This is a genomic window from Thalassotalea insulae (genome assembly GCF_030161395.1).
Classification (GTDB): domain Bacteria; phylum Pseudomonadota; class Gammaproteobacteria; order Enterobacterales; family Alteromonadaceae; genus Thalassotalea_E; species Thalassotalea_E insulae.
Map to the genome: position 1 here is coordinate 3986109 of NZ_BSST01000001.1, position 16609 is coordinate 4002717.

A 16609-nucleotide genomic window follows, 5' to 3' on the forward strand; every position below is an offset into this window, starting at 1 on the left:
ACCCAAAAGGAATAATGAGATGAAGTTAGTTGTGGGGACAGATTCTACTTGGTCATTAAGAGCGCTTATTTGTGCTGAATTGGTTAACATCAAATTCGATGTTGAAGTGATCAATTTAACTGCTGATAACTATAAACGGCAGATCTTAACGTATTCTCCCACGGGACTGGTCCCTGCATTGATTCATGATGAACTGGTGCTTCACGACTCATTAGCCATCGTAGAATATTTTAATGAATATGCAGATGGTTTACTTTACCCGCAAGCTGTTAATGAAAGGGCATTAGCGAGAAGTTTATGCAGTGAAATGCATTCAGGTTTTAGTCAGATAAGAACTGTATGCCCGTTTACGCTCGATGAAGTTACACCATTAACAACATATTCCAGTGAAATGACGGCTGAGCTTGAACGTATAAGTGAGATATTTGCAAGTGCGCAGTTGCCGTTTATGTTTGAGCGATCAGGCATAGTTGATGCCTTTTATGCCATTTTAGCATTCAGGTTACAGACTTACGGTGTTGAATTGGCAGGTAAAGCGGGTGAATATCAGCAAAGTTTATTGAATTGGCCTTTACTGCAATACGCGATTAAACAAGCACAGCGCTGGCGTAAAGTGTAGCAATTAATAATAACGCTCGGTTTATATTTGCCCAATTAGCGCGATGTTAGCACAATTTTTCAACGTGTTAGCATTTCGCTATATTTTGTCTGGCAGGTTTAATGTTACACTAGTTTTAATTAGTCATAATATAAATTGGGTAAATGGAAAAATACGAAGAACTACTAGTTTCTATTCGCAAAGTGATCCGCGCAATAGATCTACATTCCAAGCAACTTAATAAGTTGTCCGGTTTAACTGGGCCTCAGTTATTGATCTTACAGGAAATCGCTAGAATTAAAGGCGTGACTGCCAGTCAGGTCGCTAAGCAAATTAATTTAAGTGCCGCAACGGTAACTAATATATTAGATCGATTAGAAAACCGTGGCTTAATCGAGCGGGTACGAAGCTCAGAAGATAAACGTCGTGTTAGTTTGTATTTATCTGAAAAAGGTCGTAATTCATTGATTGATGCGCCTCAGTTATTACAAGAGCATTTTATTTCGCAGTTTTGTAACTTAGCTGACTGGGAGCAATCCTTATTGCTTTCTTCGATGCAACGTATTGCCACTATGATGGATGCCAATGAGTTGGATGCAGCGCCGGTATTAGAACTAAACTCAATGCATATGAGTGCAGTTCAGCACAAAGAATAGTTCAGTTTAACTCGAGATAATGAATAAGCGATTATCTCGAGTTGATCTTCATTTTGTTAATTATTCTCTTAGCAAGTGTAAAAAGTGCATATGTTTTTGGTATTGATCAATAATGTCGTTAATGACTGCTGTTTCTGACCAATCCATAATATCATAATCCTGCCCACCTTCTGACAAGTGTACTTCTGCACGGTAATAGCTTTCATTATCGTTATTTTCTTCAGCATTAAAATCCGGCTGAGTATGCTGCTTTTTATGAACGCCATAGATAAAATCTTGTTCATCACCGTGAAATACCGTTAAGACTATTCCGGTTGCAACAGTGGAAATCTCGGCTTTAATATCATTCACCTGATATTGTTCGATGATTTTTTCAAATGCTTTATTGACCCGGGTTTTAATAAAGATATCGACGTTTTTCTTATTTGGTGTCGCTAAAATATTATCTAATTTTTCCTGCCAGTTATCTGCATCGTCATTGTAATTAGTTGGTACGGTGTTAATTTGCAGGCTGTCTCGTTTTGCTGATTCAATACGCAGTGCTTTAATTAAACCAAAACAGGCAAGTAGCAGTACTATCGAAAAAGGCAGGGCGCTGGCAATAGTCATGGTTTGTAGTGCGTCCAGACCACCAATTAACGTTAATACTCCGGCGACGACACCAACACAAATCGCCCAAAAAAGTCGTTGCCATAGTGGCGTATCGCTTCGACCATTTGAACATAACATGTCAATTACCATAGCGCCTGAATCACAGGAGGTAACAAAAAATATCACTATCATAAGTAAAGACAATGCCGTTAGTGCGCTCGACCACGGAAAGCTTTCTAAAAAGACAAACAGACCAACCGCGGAATTTTGATTGATCATGACCGCTAATTTATCGATACCTAACTCAACTACCTGATAGATAGCAGCATTACCAAAGATCGTCATCCATAGCAGGGTGAAAGCGGTAGGCACTATCATCACGCCAAAGACAAATTCACGTATGGTTCTGCCTTTTGAAATTCTGGCGATAAATAACCCGACAAATGGTGCCCATGCTAGCCACCAGCCCCAGTAAAATATGGTCCAGCCGCCAATCCAGTTTTTCTTTTCGTAGGCAAACAAATTAAAGGTATTGGAGACGATATCAGACAAGTAACCGCCGATATTTTGTACATAAGCTTTGAGTAAAAATACCGTAGGCCCTAATATGAAAATAAAGAGTAGCAGAGCGATAGCGAGCAGCATGTTGATTTCGGATAAAATTTTAATACCTTTATCCAAACCGGTTGCAACAGATATTGATGCCATTGCAGTAATTACCAACATGATCACTAGTTGATTTGACTGACTGATGTCGATAGAAAATAGATAATTAAGGCCGGCGTTCACTTGAGTTGCTCCTAACCCTAATGACGTTGCAACACCAAACACCGTACCTACTACCGCAAAAATATCCACTAAATGTCCTGGCCAGCCGTAAATGCGATCACCAATAATAGGATGCAGTGCTGAACGTAAGGTCAGTGGCAATTGATGACGATAGCAAAAATACGCCAGAATTAACGCGACAATGGCATAAATCGCCCAGGCATGTAATCCCCAGTGGAAAAAAGTGATTTTCATCGCTTCTTTGATTGCTTCCAGTGACCCTTTATCTGCGGTTGGCGGCGACAAATAGTGCATGATGGGTTCAGCAACGCCGAAAAACATCAAACCTATGCCCATACCTGCGGCAAATAGCATCGAGATCCAAGTGGAGAGTTTATAGTCTGGCGTGGCGTGATCCGGTCCTAATTTAATTGAGCCGAATCTAGACATACTGAGGTAAATAACAAAGCCGAGAATAATACCAACCGTTAATACATAAAACCAGCTGCCATTAGTGGTGATGCTTTCCTGAGCGCTAGAAAAAAACTTATTTACCACTTGTGGTGAATAAATAGAAATCACTAACAAGGACACTATGATCAGTGTCGAGGTAAAAAATACTGAAGGATTAATTGTTGTGTTGATTTTTTTCATTAAACATTCATACATCTAAAAATTAGAGTTCATAGTATTATATCGTTAACTCACCAGTGAAAGGAAGAAAATGTGCGCTAGTTTGTGTTTGTTATTAGGTGTTTACTTTTGAATTAAATGTTATAATACAAACTAATTAACTTTAATTTGATTATTAAAAATAACTAATATGATTGGTTAGAGTTGAAATTATAAGAACGTATTGAGCTGTTAAGTCTATTTTTTTGCAGTAATTTGTTTGCTATTTATTTGAAGATAATGCGTTTTTGCATGACACTTTAGAATATTGTAGGGCCGAGGTGATAGTTGAGCGTCGCAGCAATGCGATTTAAAGCAAGCCATAGCGTATTAGAAATACCAAACAAATGTTATTTGCAAGCGTGAGCACAAAACAACACTCAAGTAATAAACACGCATACGTTCTAGGTAACAAAACAAAAACTGTTCAATGGGAGAACTATGTTTCAACGCAAGGCCATTACATGTGCCGTACTTTCCGCTCTGGGATTATCCACTTCTTTATCTGTTTATGCTGATACTAAAGAATTAGAAGTTATTGAAGTAACAGCAACGAAAAGAACGCAAAATATTCAATCAACGCCAGTTGCTGTGCAGGCGATGAGTGATGAAGATCTTAAAGATAATAATATAGGCAATTTTGACGATTTTGTTCGTTATATGCCTAATGTTACTGTTGGTGGACGAGGGCCAGGACAGGCTGATGTTTTTATTCGTGGTATGGCTATTCAACCGATCACTGTGATGTTATCTGGCGCTCAAGGAACAAGCCCAAATGTTGCTTTATATATAGATGAACAACCGGTAACGGCACCAGGTCGTAACCTGGATGTTTACGCTACAGATTTAGAACGTATCGAAGTATTGCCGGGGCCACAAGGAACCTTGTTTGGTGCTAGCTCACAGGCTGGTACGGTACGTTATATTACTAAAAAGCCAGATCTTTCTGGTTTTGAAGCAGGCTTTACCTCTGGCTTATCTTCGACCAAATCAGGAGAAATGAGCAACAATGTAGAAGCTTACATCAACTTACCACTAACAAATGATATTGCTTTTAGAGCGGCGATGTACAGTGTTCATAAAGGTGGTTATATTGATAATGTCTATGGTGAATTTACTTTAGACCCAAGCATTAATCACAATGTTGCAGACAGTGTGAAAGGTTTACCAAGTGATACGGTTTATCATACGGCAAATAATACTGACCTAGTGGAAAAAGACTTTAATGACAGCTTTTATACTGGCGGTCGTTTTGGCCTTAAATATGAGATCAACGAAAGTTGGGAATTGTTAGTTCAGCATACTCAACAAGAATTAGGTGCTGATGGGGTCTTTGATTACGATCCTGAATTGGGTGAGTTAGAAGTTCAGCGTTATTTCCCAGATAAGTTAAGAGATGAATTTGGTCAGACATCCTGGACGGTAAAAGGCTTTATTGATGAGCTTGAAATTGTTTATACCGGCGCATTTTTAGATCGTGAAGTTGAGCAGTCTATTGACTATACCGGTTATAACAACAGCGGTGGTTATATTCCTTGGTACACCTGTAGTTATGCGTCAGAACAAGTGAGCTATCGTGAATGTTTAGATCCGACTAAAGGTTTTAAAGGTCAGCAAGAACAACAGCGTAGTACCCATGAGTTTCGTGTCGCGACCGACGCCAATGAAAAATTACGCTTTATTGGTGGTGTGTTCTATGATGATTTTGACATCAAAACGCAAGATGATTATGTTTATGTTGCCACACCTGAATTAGGTTTTGCGCCGAATGCGCCAATTTCCACGGCAAATAGTATCAATCCGAATGCACGTCCATCGGGTGTTGCATTCTTTAACGATATCACCCGAACGGAAGAACAAATCGCGCTTTTTGGTGAGTTATCTTATGATTTAACAGATTCATTAACCTTAACTGGTGGCTTACGTTGGTATGAGATTGAATCTGATTTCACTGGGTCTTCAAACTTTGCTCAAACCGGCGTTGATGGCGATAGTGGTCGTGATTATGATGCATCAGGTGGTCATTCAAAAGAGCCATTAAAAACCGATGATGTTATCACTAAAATCAACCTGAGCTATCAGGCAAACGATGATGTCTTATTATATGCGACATATTCCGAAGGTTTCAGACCTGGTGGCTTTAACCGTGGTGGTGGAATTCCTTCGGCAAATCCAGAATTTCCAGACGTTGAAGTGACTTATGATACCGATGATGTCACCAACTATGAGTTTGGTTGGAAAGCAATGTTAATGGATAACTCATTACGCTTTAATGGTAATGTTTATTTTATCGAATGGGATAGCATGCAGGTATCACGTTTTGATCCGGTTAATGTTTCTATTTTGACTTTTATTGAAAATGCGGCAGATTCTGAGATCAAAGGCTTTGAAGGTGACATCACCTGGCAGGCAACTGATAATTTAACGTTATACGGCGCGTTTTCATACAATGAAACTGAATTAACGGCGTTAAAAGCTGAAGTGATTGAAATGGCTCCTATTGGCAGTACTTTGCCATTAACGCCTGAGTTTCAAGGAAACCTTCGCGCACGTTATGACTGGGAAGTTGGCGAGTATTACGCTAACTGGCAGTTAGCGGCTCAATATGCCGGTAGCTCGTACAGTTCAATTGTTGCCAGTGAGCGTCAAAAACAAGATAGCTACAGTTTATTAAATGCTTCAATCGGAATTGAAAAAGACAGCTGGTCCGCGAAATTTTATATTGATAACTTAACGGATAAGCGCGCTGAATTATTTATTAATAATCAGGATGATATTCCGCGAGTCACGACAAATAGACCGCGAACGATTGGCTTATCTTTTAGCTACAGTTATTATTAATCAACATTAGTTAACCTAAAGTCCCGCTCAGCGGGACTTTTTAATTGTCTATGCACACAGCAAATATTTCCACTATTCAGCGATATGTCCAACAAGGGCAGTTTAAATCGGCACTTGAGCTCGCTCAGCAGCTATTAGTACAACACAGTGATAATAGCGATGCCTTGTATTTAGCGGCAGTGAGTTGTCGTTATTTAACTGACTATGAGCAAGCGATTTCATATTTAGAACGATTAATTATGCTATCACCTGGTTATGGCCGGGGTTATCAGGAGTTGGCACATGTTTATCGCGCGCTCAATGACCAACAAAAAGCATTGGAATATTACCTTAAAGCGGTGAAATGCAATCCGTCCCTTTATGCTAGCTGGTTAGGAGTTAAAGAGTTTAGCCAGGATCAGGAACAATTAAGCACAGCGACGAATAATCTCGATTACTTAAAAACGCTGCCGAAAGAGTTGATCAGTGTCAGCAGTTTTATTGCAGAAGATAAACTCGATAAAGCGGAAAAGTTATGTCGGCATTTTTTAATGAAACAGCCAAAACATGTTGAAGCGATGCGATTATTAGCGAAAATTGCCGAGCAACACCATGTGCTCGATGATGCCGAATTCTTATTAAAAACCTGTTACCAATTAGCACCGAATAATCGCTGGGTGCAATTTGACTATATTAATGTCTTACACCGACGTCAGAAGTTTGAACTGGCGTACCAGAAAGCACTCGCGCTATCTGAATCACTGCCGGATGATTACACTAGCTTGTTAACCTTGGCAAATCAGGAAGCGGCGATTGGTCAATATGACAGCGCGCTTGAGCACTATCAATATCTAATGGCTCAGGATCGCAAAAATCCGGTTGTGCCATTATTAATGGGTCATGTCTATAAAACTATCGGCGATCAGGGTAAAGCGATCGACAGTTATCTGGCGGCAATAACTGCTGATAACGGATTAGCCGATGCGTATTGGAGTTTAGCCAATTTAAAAACTTACAGCTTTGTGCCAGAGATGATCGAGAAAATGCAGCACGTTGTTAAACAACCTGCCGTAACGCAAGATGATCAGGTACAACTACATTTTGCTTTGGGTAAGGCCTTTGAAAATCTCAAACAGTTTGAACAATCATTTTTTCATTATCAGCAAGGCAATACAATTAAACGTCAGTTAATTAACTATGATGCTGGGGTAATGAAACATAACTTTGATTTACAACAAGCATTTTTTAGCGCTGAGCGAGCACAAAAATTAAAGGCGTCAGGGCATAAGGCAAATGATGCTATTTTCATTTTAGGTTTGCCGCGTACCGGTTCAACCTTAGTCGAGCAAATATTATCTTCACATTCGCAAATCGACGGTACCTTAGAATTGCCTCAAATATTATCTTATGTTCAGGAACTTAATGGTCGTAAATTTAAGCACAGCGATGCTCGCTACCCCAAGATATTAGCTGAGCTTTCCGAAAAGGATATAGCCGATTTTGGTGCGCGTTATTTAGCTGAAACTCAGGTTTATCGACAAGGTGCACCTTACTTTATTGATAAAATGCCGAATAACTTCAGACATATTGGGCTGATTAAATCGATTTTACCTAATGCTAAGATCATTGATACCCGGCGTGAACCTTTATCTTGCTGTTTCAGTGTTTTTAAGCAATTGTTTGCTGAAGGTCAGGAGTTTAGTTATTCATTTGCTGATATTGCCGCTTATTATCAAGGTTATCAGTCATTAATGGAGCACTGGCATCAGGTATATCCAGGCGAGATTTTTACCGTGAATTACGAAACGCTAGTCGCTGAATCTGAGCAAACCATTAGAGATATATTCACTTACCTTGAATTACCGGTGGAAGCGAGTTGTTTTGAATTTTATAAAACGGATAGAGCGGTACGTACCGCAAGTTCAGAGCAAGTAAGACAGCCGATTAATAGAAAAGGGCTGGAGCAGTGGCAGCACTTTGCCCCCTATCTTGATGAGTTAAAAGCTTTACTCGCCTAAGGGCAGTTGTGATTGTTAAGCTTTGATTAATTTATTGGTTCGGATGGCCATGATTGGTTTTCACTATTAGGAATGTAATAGCTCAGCGGATGCAATTGCTTTAATTTAGCAAAGCCTTTGTTAAATTGATCTCTTAAATATTTTCCTTGTGGGTGCCGTTTAGAAAATAGCAAATAGGCTAAGTGGGTAAGAAACGGGCTAGGGTGGGTAGTAATAAGATCCACTGCTTCTTTACTATAGAGCTTATTTAATTGATACCAGCCTGCATTCGTTGCCGGATAAATATCGATATGTCCTGCCATTAGCATATGCCAGTTTTGTTCGTCTCTGCTGACCCAGTTTACGTTCAGGACGTTTTTATCTGCCAGATCATGAAACTCTTTGGTGTAGGAGTAACTGAGTGTCGCGCCTATTTTAAAACGGGATAAATCGATTAGCTTTTGCCAATTGACCCGAGTAGACTTCAAATGAAAAAGAAACCATTGTTCTTGGAATAAAGGGTCACTGAAATAGAATGAATCTAATCGTTCTTGTGTTTTTCCGTAATACATAATAACGGGGTTGTTACCCAGTCTGACCATACGTATCCCTCTTGCCCAAGGGCGAAAAGTAAACGTGGTTTTAATATCTGCCAGCGCAAAAGCGTCAGAGACCAAACGCGCAACGTAGCCATTATCGGGTGCTTGCTGGCTGATCGCTGGCGGGTATTCACCGGTAATAATTTCAATGCTCGTTAATTTTTGCTCTGCTGCCTGGCAGAATAAACACCATGACATGCTAACTATGAACAGCGCTAATAGCTTTGGGCGTTGTTTTTTAGTATGGAGTGGATCGTTATTTGTCATTATTATATTGCCTGACTAGTAGGGTAGTTATCTGGTCGAAATTTTCTGCCAGCATCTTATAGTTATAGCCCAGAAATGTCGAAAATATCCAATAATTATCATTAAGTGTCATTTATTCTGCTAATCGTCCTGAGTGTTATTACTCAGTTAACTAATGTTTTAACAGGAGAATCAAATGAAAGCACGATTAAATTATGTTGAATTAGCACCGAAAGCATTGGAAATTTTACTCGCACAGGAGAGTTATTTAAAAACTGAGTTTATTGATGGTTTACCTATGACGGTCGGTTTATGGGAACTAGTTAAAATGCGTGTTTCACAAATTAATCAATGCGCATTCTGTCTTGATATGCACTATCATGAAGCCGTGCAGCAGGGAGTTAGTGTAGAAAAATTATATGGACTTAACGCCTGGCGTGATATGCCGTTTTATTCACAAGCTGAATCTGTTGCTTTAGCATGGGCTGAGTCGCTAACTGCCGGTGAGCGAATTGATGAGCAAAGATATCAAGAAGCACTATCTGTTTTTGGTGATAAAGGGCTGATCAATTTGACAATAGCCGTTAATGCGATCAATAGTTGGAATCGTTTTGCCAAAATCTTTAAACCTGAAATTGGCAGTTATAAACCTAATTGATTGGATGGTAATGTGGCAACGCCGTTAAACTTTCACTTATTTCAACCGAAAGGAAAGTTATCTCCGTACCTTCAGGGAATATGGTCAGCTTCTGTGCCTCAATGGGCATCAGAGGCTGTGTGTCGCACCTTATTAAGTGATGCCTGCTCTGGCATCACTTTTGTCTTAGCTGGTAAAGTGAAGTTTGGTGACGCTTTCTATTCCCAAGGTGTCGTCATTTCGCCAACCAGTAAAGAAGCGCAAACCTTGATTTTATCTCCTGGTACTGTTTTAGCTGGTATCAGGTTTCACTCCGGCATAGGATTTGGCTTATTAGGTCAACATTTTAGTCAGCCACAGTCTATTCAGGCGCTTGAACATTTATCAGAAGCGCTCAATCAACTGTATCTTGCGCTGTTGCACACGCAGCTTCATTATAGCCGGATCTATCAGCTTTATCTGTGGTGCAGTGACGCAGTGAATGATATTCAGTTGAGACCAATATCACTAACAGTTGCACTAAATAAGATAAAAACCTGCGATACTTTAGCCGCTCTTTCACAGCAATTAACTATTGGGCAACGTCAGTTGGAGCGGCAATTTAAACAGTGGGTGGATATTACACCAAAACATTATCAGCGGATATGGCGAGTTAAAGAGACGCTTGAATATTTGAAACATAATACGGATGCGAACCTGGCTGCGTTAGCGCTTGAATACGGTTATAACGATCAAGCGCATATGTATCGAGAGATCAAGTTGATTGCCAAGGTAACGCCTAAAGCGTTTACTAAGCGTTACCTTTAATTTTTTACTTTCTTTATCCAAAGCTTAAACAATTCGTTCAATAAACCAATAGCTACCGGTTAACGCGATTACGGCACTTAGTGGAATAACAATACGCTGTCTATACCAGGGGCGGTGATAAAACCATGACAATAAACCAAAGGCTAGTGCAACAACGGTTAACTGACCGATTTCTACACCAAGATTAAAGGCAACGAGGCTGGTAATAAACTGCGCTGGCTGTAACCCTAATTCTAATAATACCGAGGCAAAACCTAAGCCGTGTAATAAGCCAAAGACAAAAATCAAAGGTAGTCGCCAGTGGGTAAGTTTTTGCTGAAAAATATTTTCTATTGCAACATAAGCAATTGATAACGCGATTATAGGTTCAACGATATTGGCGGGAAGGTTAACAATGCCAAAAATACCTAAAGCTAAAGTGATGGTATGTGCGATGGTAAAGGCACTGATTTGCCAAAGCAGGCTTGACGCTTTTTTTGCTAACAGAAATAACGCCAAGACAAATAAAATATGATCTAAACCTTTCGGTAAAATATGAACATAGCCTTGATAGAGATAAGTCATCGCAGTTTGCCACTGTGACAGGGCTTGTTCAGTCTGGTCGTCTTGTTTTAGTACAATCGGCGTGCTAACGGTATTCATGCTGACCAGACTTTTACTGGGCCTAGCAACGGTTAAAATGACATCACCAAGTGCAGGAGCAAAACGTATGGCAATGTGTTCGGTATTTTTTGGAATGCGCCCTGAGGTGGTCAGCGGTAAAATAAAGCCATTAAGCCTTGAACTATTTGATAACAGCGATCTTACTTCACCTAAGGTTAAACCGTGAAACTCGGGTAGTGGCGTTGACTGACCATTGACTAATAGTATGCTGTTACTTTGAATATCCTGTTTTATCGCTGCTAGCAGTTGTTTTAGCTCGCTGAGCGATAAAGCGGTGAGTTCTGTTGTTAATTCTGCATCTGTGCCTTGAAAGTCTAACGCCGCTTTTGCTAGATGCAGGGTATCAAACTCAATTGTTAATTGATAAACCTGTTGATCTAAAATATTGAGTTTAGCAAAGCTTTTGTCGACATTATGAGCTTCACTTAAACAACAAACACTGAAAAAAAGATAAACACTCAGCAAGCACTTTTTGGCAAAAGATGACATGATTTTATACCGGAAATAAAAAAAGCCGATGGTATCACCGGCTTTTTATTTTATGAAGATTTATTCGTTCAGCTAACTATATTTGGCGTTATTTGCCAGCGTTAGCAATAATCTCCCGTGCCATTTCATCGGCAACAACGCCTGTTGGCTTATCTTGTTTGGCTGCGTTTTCAAATACCGTCATTAAGGTGTCGTAGATTTTTTCTACTAAACGCGTCGCTTCTTCTGCACAATAAGGTTCAGGGTAAATTTCTAATGAGACATTAATAATACCGCCAGCGTTAATAACGTAGTCTGGCACGTATAAAATACCTCTATCTTTTAACAGCTGGTCGTGTTTGTTTTGTGCCAATTGATTGTTCGCACAACCAGCAATAATCGATGCTTTGAGTTGATCTATGGTATCGTCATTAATCGATGCGCCTAGCGCACAAGGAGAAAATACATCTACGTCTTGTGAGTATATTTCATCAAGGCCTACTACTTTGGCATTAAACTCTGTTGCAGCTTTGTCCAGTGCTTCTTGATTAATATCAGTCACTACTAGCTCAGCACCAGCTGCATGTAATTTTTCACAAAGATTATAACCGACACTGCCAAGACCTTGTACCGCGACTTTAATACCGGTTAAATCGTCTTTACCTAGTTTGAACTTAACCGCAGCTTTAATGCCTAAAAAAGTACCTAATGCGGTAAATGGTGCAGGGTTACCACTTTTACCATCCAGGCCAGCGACGAAATCAGTTACCTGATTAACGGTTGCCATATCAGTAGTGGTGATATTGACATCTTCGGCAGTATAATAACGACCATTAAGGTTGTTCACTGAATGACCAAACGCCTTAAATAATTCTTCTGATTTAATCGATTTAGGATCGCCGATAATGACTGCTTTACCGCCACCTAGTTTTAATCCTGCCATTGCATTTTTATAAGTCATGCCGCGAGAAAGGCGCAGAACATCGGTTAATGCAGCTTCATCACTAGCATAGTTCCAAAAACGACAGCCTCCAGCTGCGGGACCGAGTGTGGTACTGTGAACGGCAATAATTGCTTTTAAGCCAGTCTTTTCATCGCTACAAAATACAACTTGTTCATGATCGTCGAAATCTACTAAATCGAAAAATGCCACTGCGTTTTCTCCGTGGTTAGAATTAATAATGTAGTTTATGTTGTAATATTTCTTGGTGCGCACAATAGCATTAAGAATAGGGGATAGCTAGCTTGGAAATTAAAAAAAACCGACCAATTATTTGCGTGTTTGTTGCTAAATTTATACAGGTCTAATGGATGGGATATTTATTAGAATAGTGCGTTAATGTGTGAGGTAATAGTTGGCTTGTTTGATACTGTCGACTGAACATACCATACGTTGCCGTGGCATGCCTGCTTCCATAAATACAGCACCGGCACTGATAAAATTAAACTTTCTAAAGTATTCAACAGATTCGAGCGGACTATAGATAAATACTTCGTTTAAGTCGATATCTTTGGCAATCGATAATAATCCCTGCATTACCTTGTGATCGACATTATGTTTACGATAGGACATTAATACTGCGATGCGAGAAATTTCACCCGTGGAGAGGATCCTGCCAGTTGCTACCGGTTCTTGAGTGACATCATCACAGACCAGCATGTGATAGGCATAGCGATCCTTTTTATCAAACTCAACCTTTTTAGGAATGCGCCATTCGCAGACAAATACTTTTTCTCTGACATCTTTGAGCAGGGGAGCGGCTTGCTCCCACTGAACTCGACAAATACTAAACGACATCGCTCTAATCTATATACCAGTATCCCTTATTTAAAACTCTAGTTAACAACTGGTTATTTTTCAAACTATCCATGAAACTTTTTGCCTGCTTTGTGGTCAAAGGGGCGCTTCCTGCAAGTAATTTTCCTAATTCTTCTGTTTCATCAGTTAGTTGGAATTTATCGCCGTTAATAAAAAGGTTTTTATCTGGCTGGTCACAGATCAATGCTTTGATGCCTGAAACTGGCAGAAATTGAATGCTGTCATCTTCAGTAAAACCGGCGACCTGTTCATCGGTAAATGGCTCCATTGGGATCAGTAACTCTAGCGCATGATGACTTTGTGTCAGGTAGCGGGCGATAAATTGCGGAAATAATTGTTCATTATTCACTTCTGCCAGCATAAAAGACTTTAAGGCCGCAATATCATCCGATGCCAGTATTTCTGGCTCGTTAGTTGTTTGGCGCTGTTGATCACCAAAACGCTGTTCACCAATATTATTATCGATTAGCTGATCAGCAAATCCCGACCATAAATCCTGGCTTGATGGTGCTTGAAAGCCAATAGAAAAATTTAATGAATTTTCAATCGACACACCGTTATGCGGATGATTGGGGGGAATGTAAAGCAAATCGCCAGCTTCTGTGATCTCATCAATGATAGGGGTAAAATCACTGACCTGTTTTAAATCTGGGTGCGGCAATTGGGTTGCTAAGGTAGTATCAGGTAAACCGACTTGCCAGCGACGTTTTCCTTTACCTTGTAAAATAAAGACATCGTATTGATCCAAATGTGGACCGACACCACCATTAGGTGTTGAAAAGCTGACCATTACATCATCGATGCGCCAGCGAGGAATAAAATCAATTAATGAAATTAAATCGTTAGTTTGCCGTGACCAGTTATTGACAGCCTGTACTAATAAGGTCCAGTTTTGCTCACCAAATTGCTCAAAACTTTCAAACGGCCCATGACTGACTTGCCATTGTTGTTGTTCGTCTTGTGCAACGATACGAGATTCAATTTCCTGCTCCATCGCAAGTCCGGCTAACTCATCGGCTTCAATTGTGCCCTGAAACCCTGGCAGAGCACTCTTAATAAGGAGAGGTTTTTTTTGCCAGTATTCTGTTAAGAACTGCTCGGGAGTTAAGTCCCCCCAGTTAATTGCAAATGTCATGTTATCTTCCATCAGTTTAGGCAAATAAAAAGGAACCTCTTGGTTCCTTTTAAAATTTACTTGTCATTTAGGCATTAGTCTAATTCGGCAATAAATGATACAGCGCGGCCTATGTAGCTTGCTGGTGTCATTTCACGTAATGAAGCTTTTGCCGCTTCTGGTAATTCCAGATTGTCGATAAACTCACGCATTGAATCGCCATTAACACGCTTACCACGGGTTAATTCTTTTAATTTTTCGTATGGTTTTTCGATGCCGTAACGACGCATTACTGTTTGTACCGGTTCTGCGAGTACTTCCCAGTTTTGATCTAATTCAGCACGTAAATTTTCTTCATTTACTTGTAATTTGCTAATGCCTTTTAAGGTGGCAGCATAAGCGATTAATGAATGTCCAAAACCAACACCTAGATTACGTAATACGGTAGAGTCAGTTAAATCACGTTGCCAGCGAGATACAGGTAATTTTTGTGCTAGGTGGCTAAATAATGCGTTAGCTATGCCTAAGTTACCTTCTGAGTTTTCAAAATCAATCGGGTTAACTTTATGTGGCATGGTCGATGAACCGATTTCACCAGCAATCGTTTTCTGCTTGAAGTGTCCTAAGGCGATATAGCCCCAAACGTCGCGGTCAAAGTCGATTAAAATTGTGTTTAATCGCGCAACGGCATCAAATAATTCTGCGATATAATCGTGTGGCTCAATTTGTGTGGTAAAGGCATTCCAGGTTAAGCCTAATGAAGTAACAAATTCTTCAGAGAAGTTGTGCCAGTTAACTTCAGGGTAAGCAGAAAGGTGTGCATTGTAGTTACCAACCGCGCCATTGATTTTACCTAAAAATTCGATGTTAGCAATTTGCTCGCGTTGACGTTTTAAGCGAATATAAACGTTAGCAAATTCTTTACCCATAGTGGATGGTGACGCAGGTTGACCGTGGGTACGACACATCATAGGGATGGCTTGATATTCAATCGCTAATGCTTTAATTTCCGCTAAAATCTCATCAATTACCGGTAAGAGTACTTGTTCACGACATTCTTTTAGCATTAAACCGTGAGACAGATTATTGATATCTTCAGACGTACAGGCAAAGTGAATAAACTCAGTGACGGCATTTAATTCTTCATTATTAGCCACTTGTTCTTTTAAGAAATATTCTACGGCTTTAACGTCATGGTTAGTGGTCGCTTCAATGGTTTTAATGCGTAGGGCATCTTGTTCACTAAAGTTTGCTACTATGGCATCTAATACCGCGTTTGCGTCGGCCGAAAATGCTGGAACTTCTTGGATTTGTGCGGTTGCGGCTAATTTTTGTAACCAGCGTACTTCTACCGTGACTCGGTATTTGATTAAACCAAATTCGCTGAAAATAGGGCGAAGCGCTTTGACTTTACTGCCGTAACGACCATCGACTGGTGAAATTGCACTTAAAGCTGAAAGTTCCATAATAAGTTCCTAATTGAGTTAACTTACAAATTATCGATTAAAAAGTTGTGTAAAAAATTAAACCTGTTTGAGCAATTGCTCGGCACATTCAACAATTTTTGAACGTGAAAATAATATGTTTCGCCTTTTACCGCCGACTTGGCGCCATAAAACAGCAGAACGAATACCGGCTAATAATAAGGCGCGTATTTTATGCTGGTTGCCTGATTGTTTCAGTATTTCCGGGTTGCCGGCAACTTGTATTGGCGACCCTAGCGGGCTGATAATATCGCTATAAATGCTGGCGAGGCTGGCAATTAAGGTCTCACTGTTAATATCATAGTGAGCCAATTGACGTTGGCATTGTTCAATTCGTTGGCCAAGGGCAGCGAGTTTTTTCGGCTGTTTGGTTAATCGTCGTTCTAAACTTAACAGGCTGACCACATAACGGGTAATTTCAGGATCTTTTTGTTTGGCCTGATTACCTAAATGGGTCACTAATGTTTTTAAACCGAGCGATAAATTAGCGAGTTCACCACCATAAACCTCTAAGGTATTATCTGGCGACGTAACCATGATACTGTTAAGCAGACTGGTATAATCCTGCTCATTTGACTGGCCTTGACGCGCAAGCTTTTGTACTAGCTCTGCTACCTGACAGATAGCTGCTAAAGTGAGCGTTTGTTCATTAAGTTGTTGCATAAAAATT

At 40.0% G+C, this 16609-nt stretch carries 14 protein-coding genes; 6 read left to right on the plus strand and 8 right to left on the minus strand.

What is annotated here, in order from left to right; all coding sequences use genetic code 11:
- The first annotated feature begins 19 nt into the window (after positions 1-19).
- On the plus strand, positions 20-619 hold the full coding sequence (locus QQK06_RS17860; RefSeq protein WP_284246161.1) for a glutathione S-transferase: 600 nt from the start codon (positions 20-22) through the stop codon (positions 617-619).
- A gap of 143 nt (positions 620-762) precedes the next feature.
- On the plus strand, positions 763-1254 hold the full coding sequence (locus tag QQK06_RS17865) for a MarR family winged helix-turn-helix transcriptional regulator (protein WP_284246163.1): 492 nt from the start codon (positions 763-765) through the stop codon (positions 1252-1254).
- A 60-nt stretch (positions 1255-1314) separates the two neighbouring features.
- Here the strand turns inward: QQK06_RS17865 and QQK06_RS17870 are convergent, their stop codons facing one another.
- The gene (locus tag QQK06_RS17870; protein ID WP_284246164.1) at positions 1315-3267 is read right to left on the minus strand and encodes a BCCT family transporter; all 1953 of its coding nucleotides are present in this window, start codon (positions 3265-3267) and stop codon (positions 1315-1317) included.
- 459 nt (positions 3268-3726) lie between these two features.
- On the opposite strand from QQK06_RS17870, the gene QQK06_RS17875 reads away from it, so the two are divergent.
- Both QQK06_RS17875 and QQK06_RS17880 read left to right on the plus strand, forming a co-directional pair.
- Positions 3727-6126 carry a TonB-dependent receptor gene (locus tag QQK06_RS17875; protein ID WP_284246165.1) on the plus strand — a complete coding sequence of 800 codons (2400 nt, stop codon included), beginning with the start codon at positions 3727-3729 and terminating at the stop codon, positions 6124-6126.
- A 50-nt stretch (positions 6127-6176) separates the two neighbouring features.
- Positions 6177-8123 (plus strand): tetratricopeptide repeat-containing sulfotransferase family protein, encoded by a 1947-nt coding sequence (locus QQK06_RS17880; RefSeq protein ID WP_284246643.1) that lies wholly within the window; start codon positions 6177-6179, stop codon positions 8121-8123.
- A gap of 26 nt (positions 8124-8149) precedes the next feature.
- On the opposite strand, the gene QQK06_RS17885 is transcribed toward QQK06_RS17880, so the two are convergent.
- Positions 8150-8968, minus strand: coding sequence for a substrate-binding periplasmic protein (locus QQK06_RS17885; protein ID WP_284246166.1), 819 nt, complete (start codon positions 8966-8968; stop codon positions 8150-8152).
- 175 nt (positions 8969-9143) lie between these two features.
- Between QQK06_RS17885 and QQK06_RS17890 the strand changes: the two genes are divergently transcribed.
- The gene (locus QQK06_RS17890; RefSeq protein WP_284246167.1) at positions 9144-9605 is read left to right on the plus strand and encodes a carboxymuconolactone decarboxylase family protein; all 462 of its coding nucleotides are present in this window, start codon (positions 9144-9146) and stop codon (positions 9603-9605) included.
- Positions 9606-9617: 12 nt separating this feature from the next.
- Positions 9618-10391 carry an AraC family transcriptional regulator gene (locus tag QQK06_RS17895; RefSeq protein WP_284246168.1) on the plus strand — a complete coding sequence of 258 codons (774 nt, stop codon included), beginning with the start codon at positions 9618-9620 and terminating at the stop codon, positions 10389-10391.
- 24 nt (positions 10392-10415) lie between these two features.
- Here QQK06_RS17895 and QQK06_RS17900 read toward each other — a convergent pair whose 3' ends face one another.
- The 6 genes from QQK06_RS17900 to hflD form a co-directional block, all read right to left on the minus strand.
- Positions 10416-11543 (minus strand): HupE/UreJ family protein, encoded by a 1128-nt coding sequence (locus QQK06_RS17900; protein WP_284246169.1) that lies wholly within the window; start codon positions 11541-11543, stop codon positions 10416-10418.
- A gap of 88 nt (positions 11544-11631) precedes the next feature.
- Entirely contained in the window at positions 11632-12675 is a 1044-nt protein-coding gene (locus tag QQK06_RS17905; protein WP_284246170.1) for a Leu/Phe/Val dehydrogenase, read from the minus strand.
- 183 nt (positions 12676-12858) lie between these two features.
- Complete coding sequence (locus QQK06_RS17910; protein ID WP_284246171.1) at positions 12859-13320, minus strand: GNAT family N-acetyltransferase; 462 nt, start codon at positions 13318-13320, stop codon at positions 12859-12861.
- 4 nt (positions 13321-13324) lie between these two features.
- Positions 13325-14476: a cupin domain-containing protein gene (locus QQK06_RS17915; protein ID WP_284246172.1), complete on the minus strand. Its 1152-nt coding sequence runs from the start codon at positions 14474-14476 to the stop codon at positions 13325-13327.
- Positions 14477-14550: 74 nt separating this feature from the next.
- On the minus strand, positions 14551-15921 hold the full coding sequence (purB, locus tag QQK06_RS17920; RefSeq protein WP_284246173.1) for an adenylosuccinate lyase: 1371 nt from the start codon (positions 15919-15921) through the stop codon (positions 14551-14553).
- A gap of 57 nt (positions 15922-15978) precedes the next feature.
- Positions 15979-16602 carry a high frequency lysogenization protein HflD gene (gene hflD, locus QQK06_RS17925; protein ID WP_284246174.1) on the minus strand — a complete coding sequence of 208 codons (624 nt, stop codon included), beginning with the start codon at positions 16600-16602 and terminating at the stop codon, positions 15979-15981.
- Between the last annotated feature and the right edge of the window lie 7 nt (positions 16603-16609).

What these genes read in the sequence shown, in the direction of transcription:
- QQK06_RS17860 (WP_284246161.1), top strand. Translation starts at nt 20, where the DNA reads ATGAAGTTAGTTGTGGGGACAGATTCTACTTGGTCATTAAGAGCGCTT.
- QQK06_RS17865 (WP_284246163.1), top strand. Translation starts at nt 763, where the DNA reads ATGGAAAAATACGAAGAACTACTAGTTTCTATTCGCAAAGTGATCCGC.
- QQK06_RS17870 (WP_284246164.1), bottom strand. Translation starts at nt 3,267, where the DNA reads ATGAAAAAAATCAACACAACAATTAATCCTTCAGTATTTTTTACCTCG.
- QQK06_RS17875 (WP_284246165.1), top strand. Translation starts at nt 3,727, where the DNA reads ATGTTTCAACGCAAGGCCATTACATGTGCCGTACTTTCCGCTCTGGGA.
- QQK06_RS17880 (WP_284246643.1), top strand. Translation starts at nt 6,177, where the DNA reads ATGCACACAGCAAATATTTCCACTATTCAGCGATATGTCCAACAAGGG.
- QQK06_RS17885 (WP_284246166.1), bottom strand. Translation starts at nt 8,968, where the DNA reads ATGACAAATAACGATCCACTCCATACTAAAAAACAACGCCCAAAGCTA.
- QQK06_RS17890 (WP_284246167.1), top strand. Translation starts at nt 9,144, where the DNA reads ATGAAAGCACGATTAAATTATGTTGAATTAGCACCGAAAGCATTGGAA.
- QQK06_RS17900 (WP_284246169.1), bottom strand. Translation starts at nt 11,543, where the DNA reads ATGTCATCTTTTGCCAAAAAGTGCTTGCTGAGTGTTTATCTTTTTTTC.
- QQK06_RS17910 (WP_284246171.1), bottom strand. Translation starts at nt 13,320, where the DNA reads ATGTCGTTTAGTATTTGTCGAGTTCAGTGGGAGCAAGCCGCTCCCCTG.
- QQK06_RS17915 (WP_284246172.1), bottom strand. Translation starts at nt 14,476, where the DNA reads ATGACATTTGCAATTAACTGGGGGGACTTAACTCCCGAGCAGTTCTTA.
- purB (WP_284246173.1), bottom strand. Translation starts at nt 15,921, where the DNA reads ATGGAACTTTCAGCTTTAAGTGCAATTTCACCAGTCGATGGTCGTTAC.
- hflD (WP_284246174.1), bottom strand. Translation starts at nt 16,602, where the DNA reads ATGCAACAACTTAATGAACAAACGCTCACTTTAGCAGCTATCTGTCAG.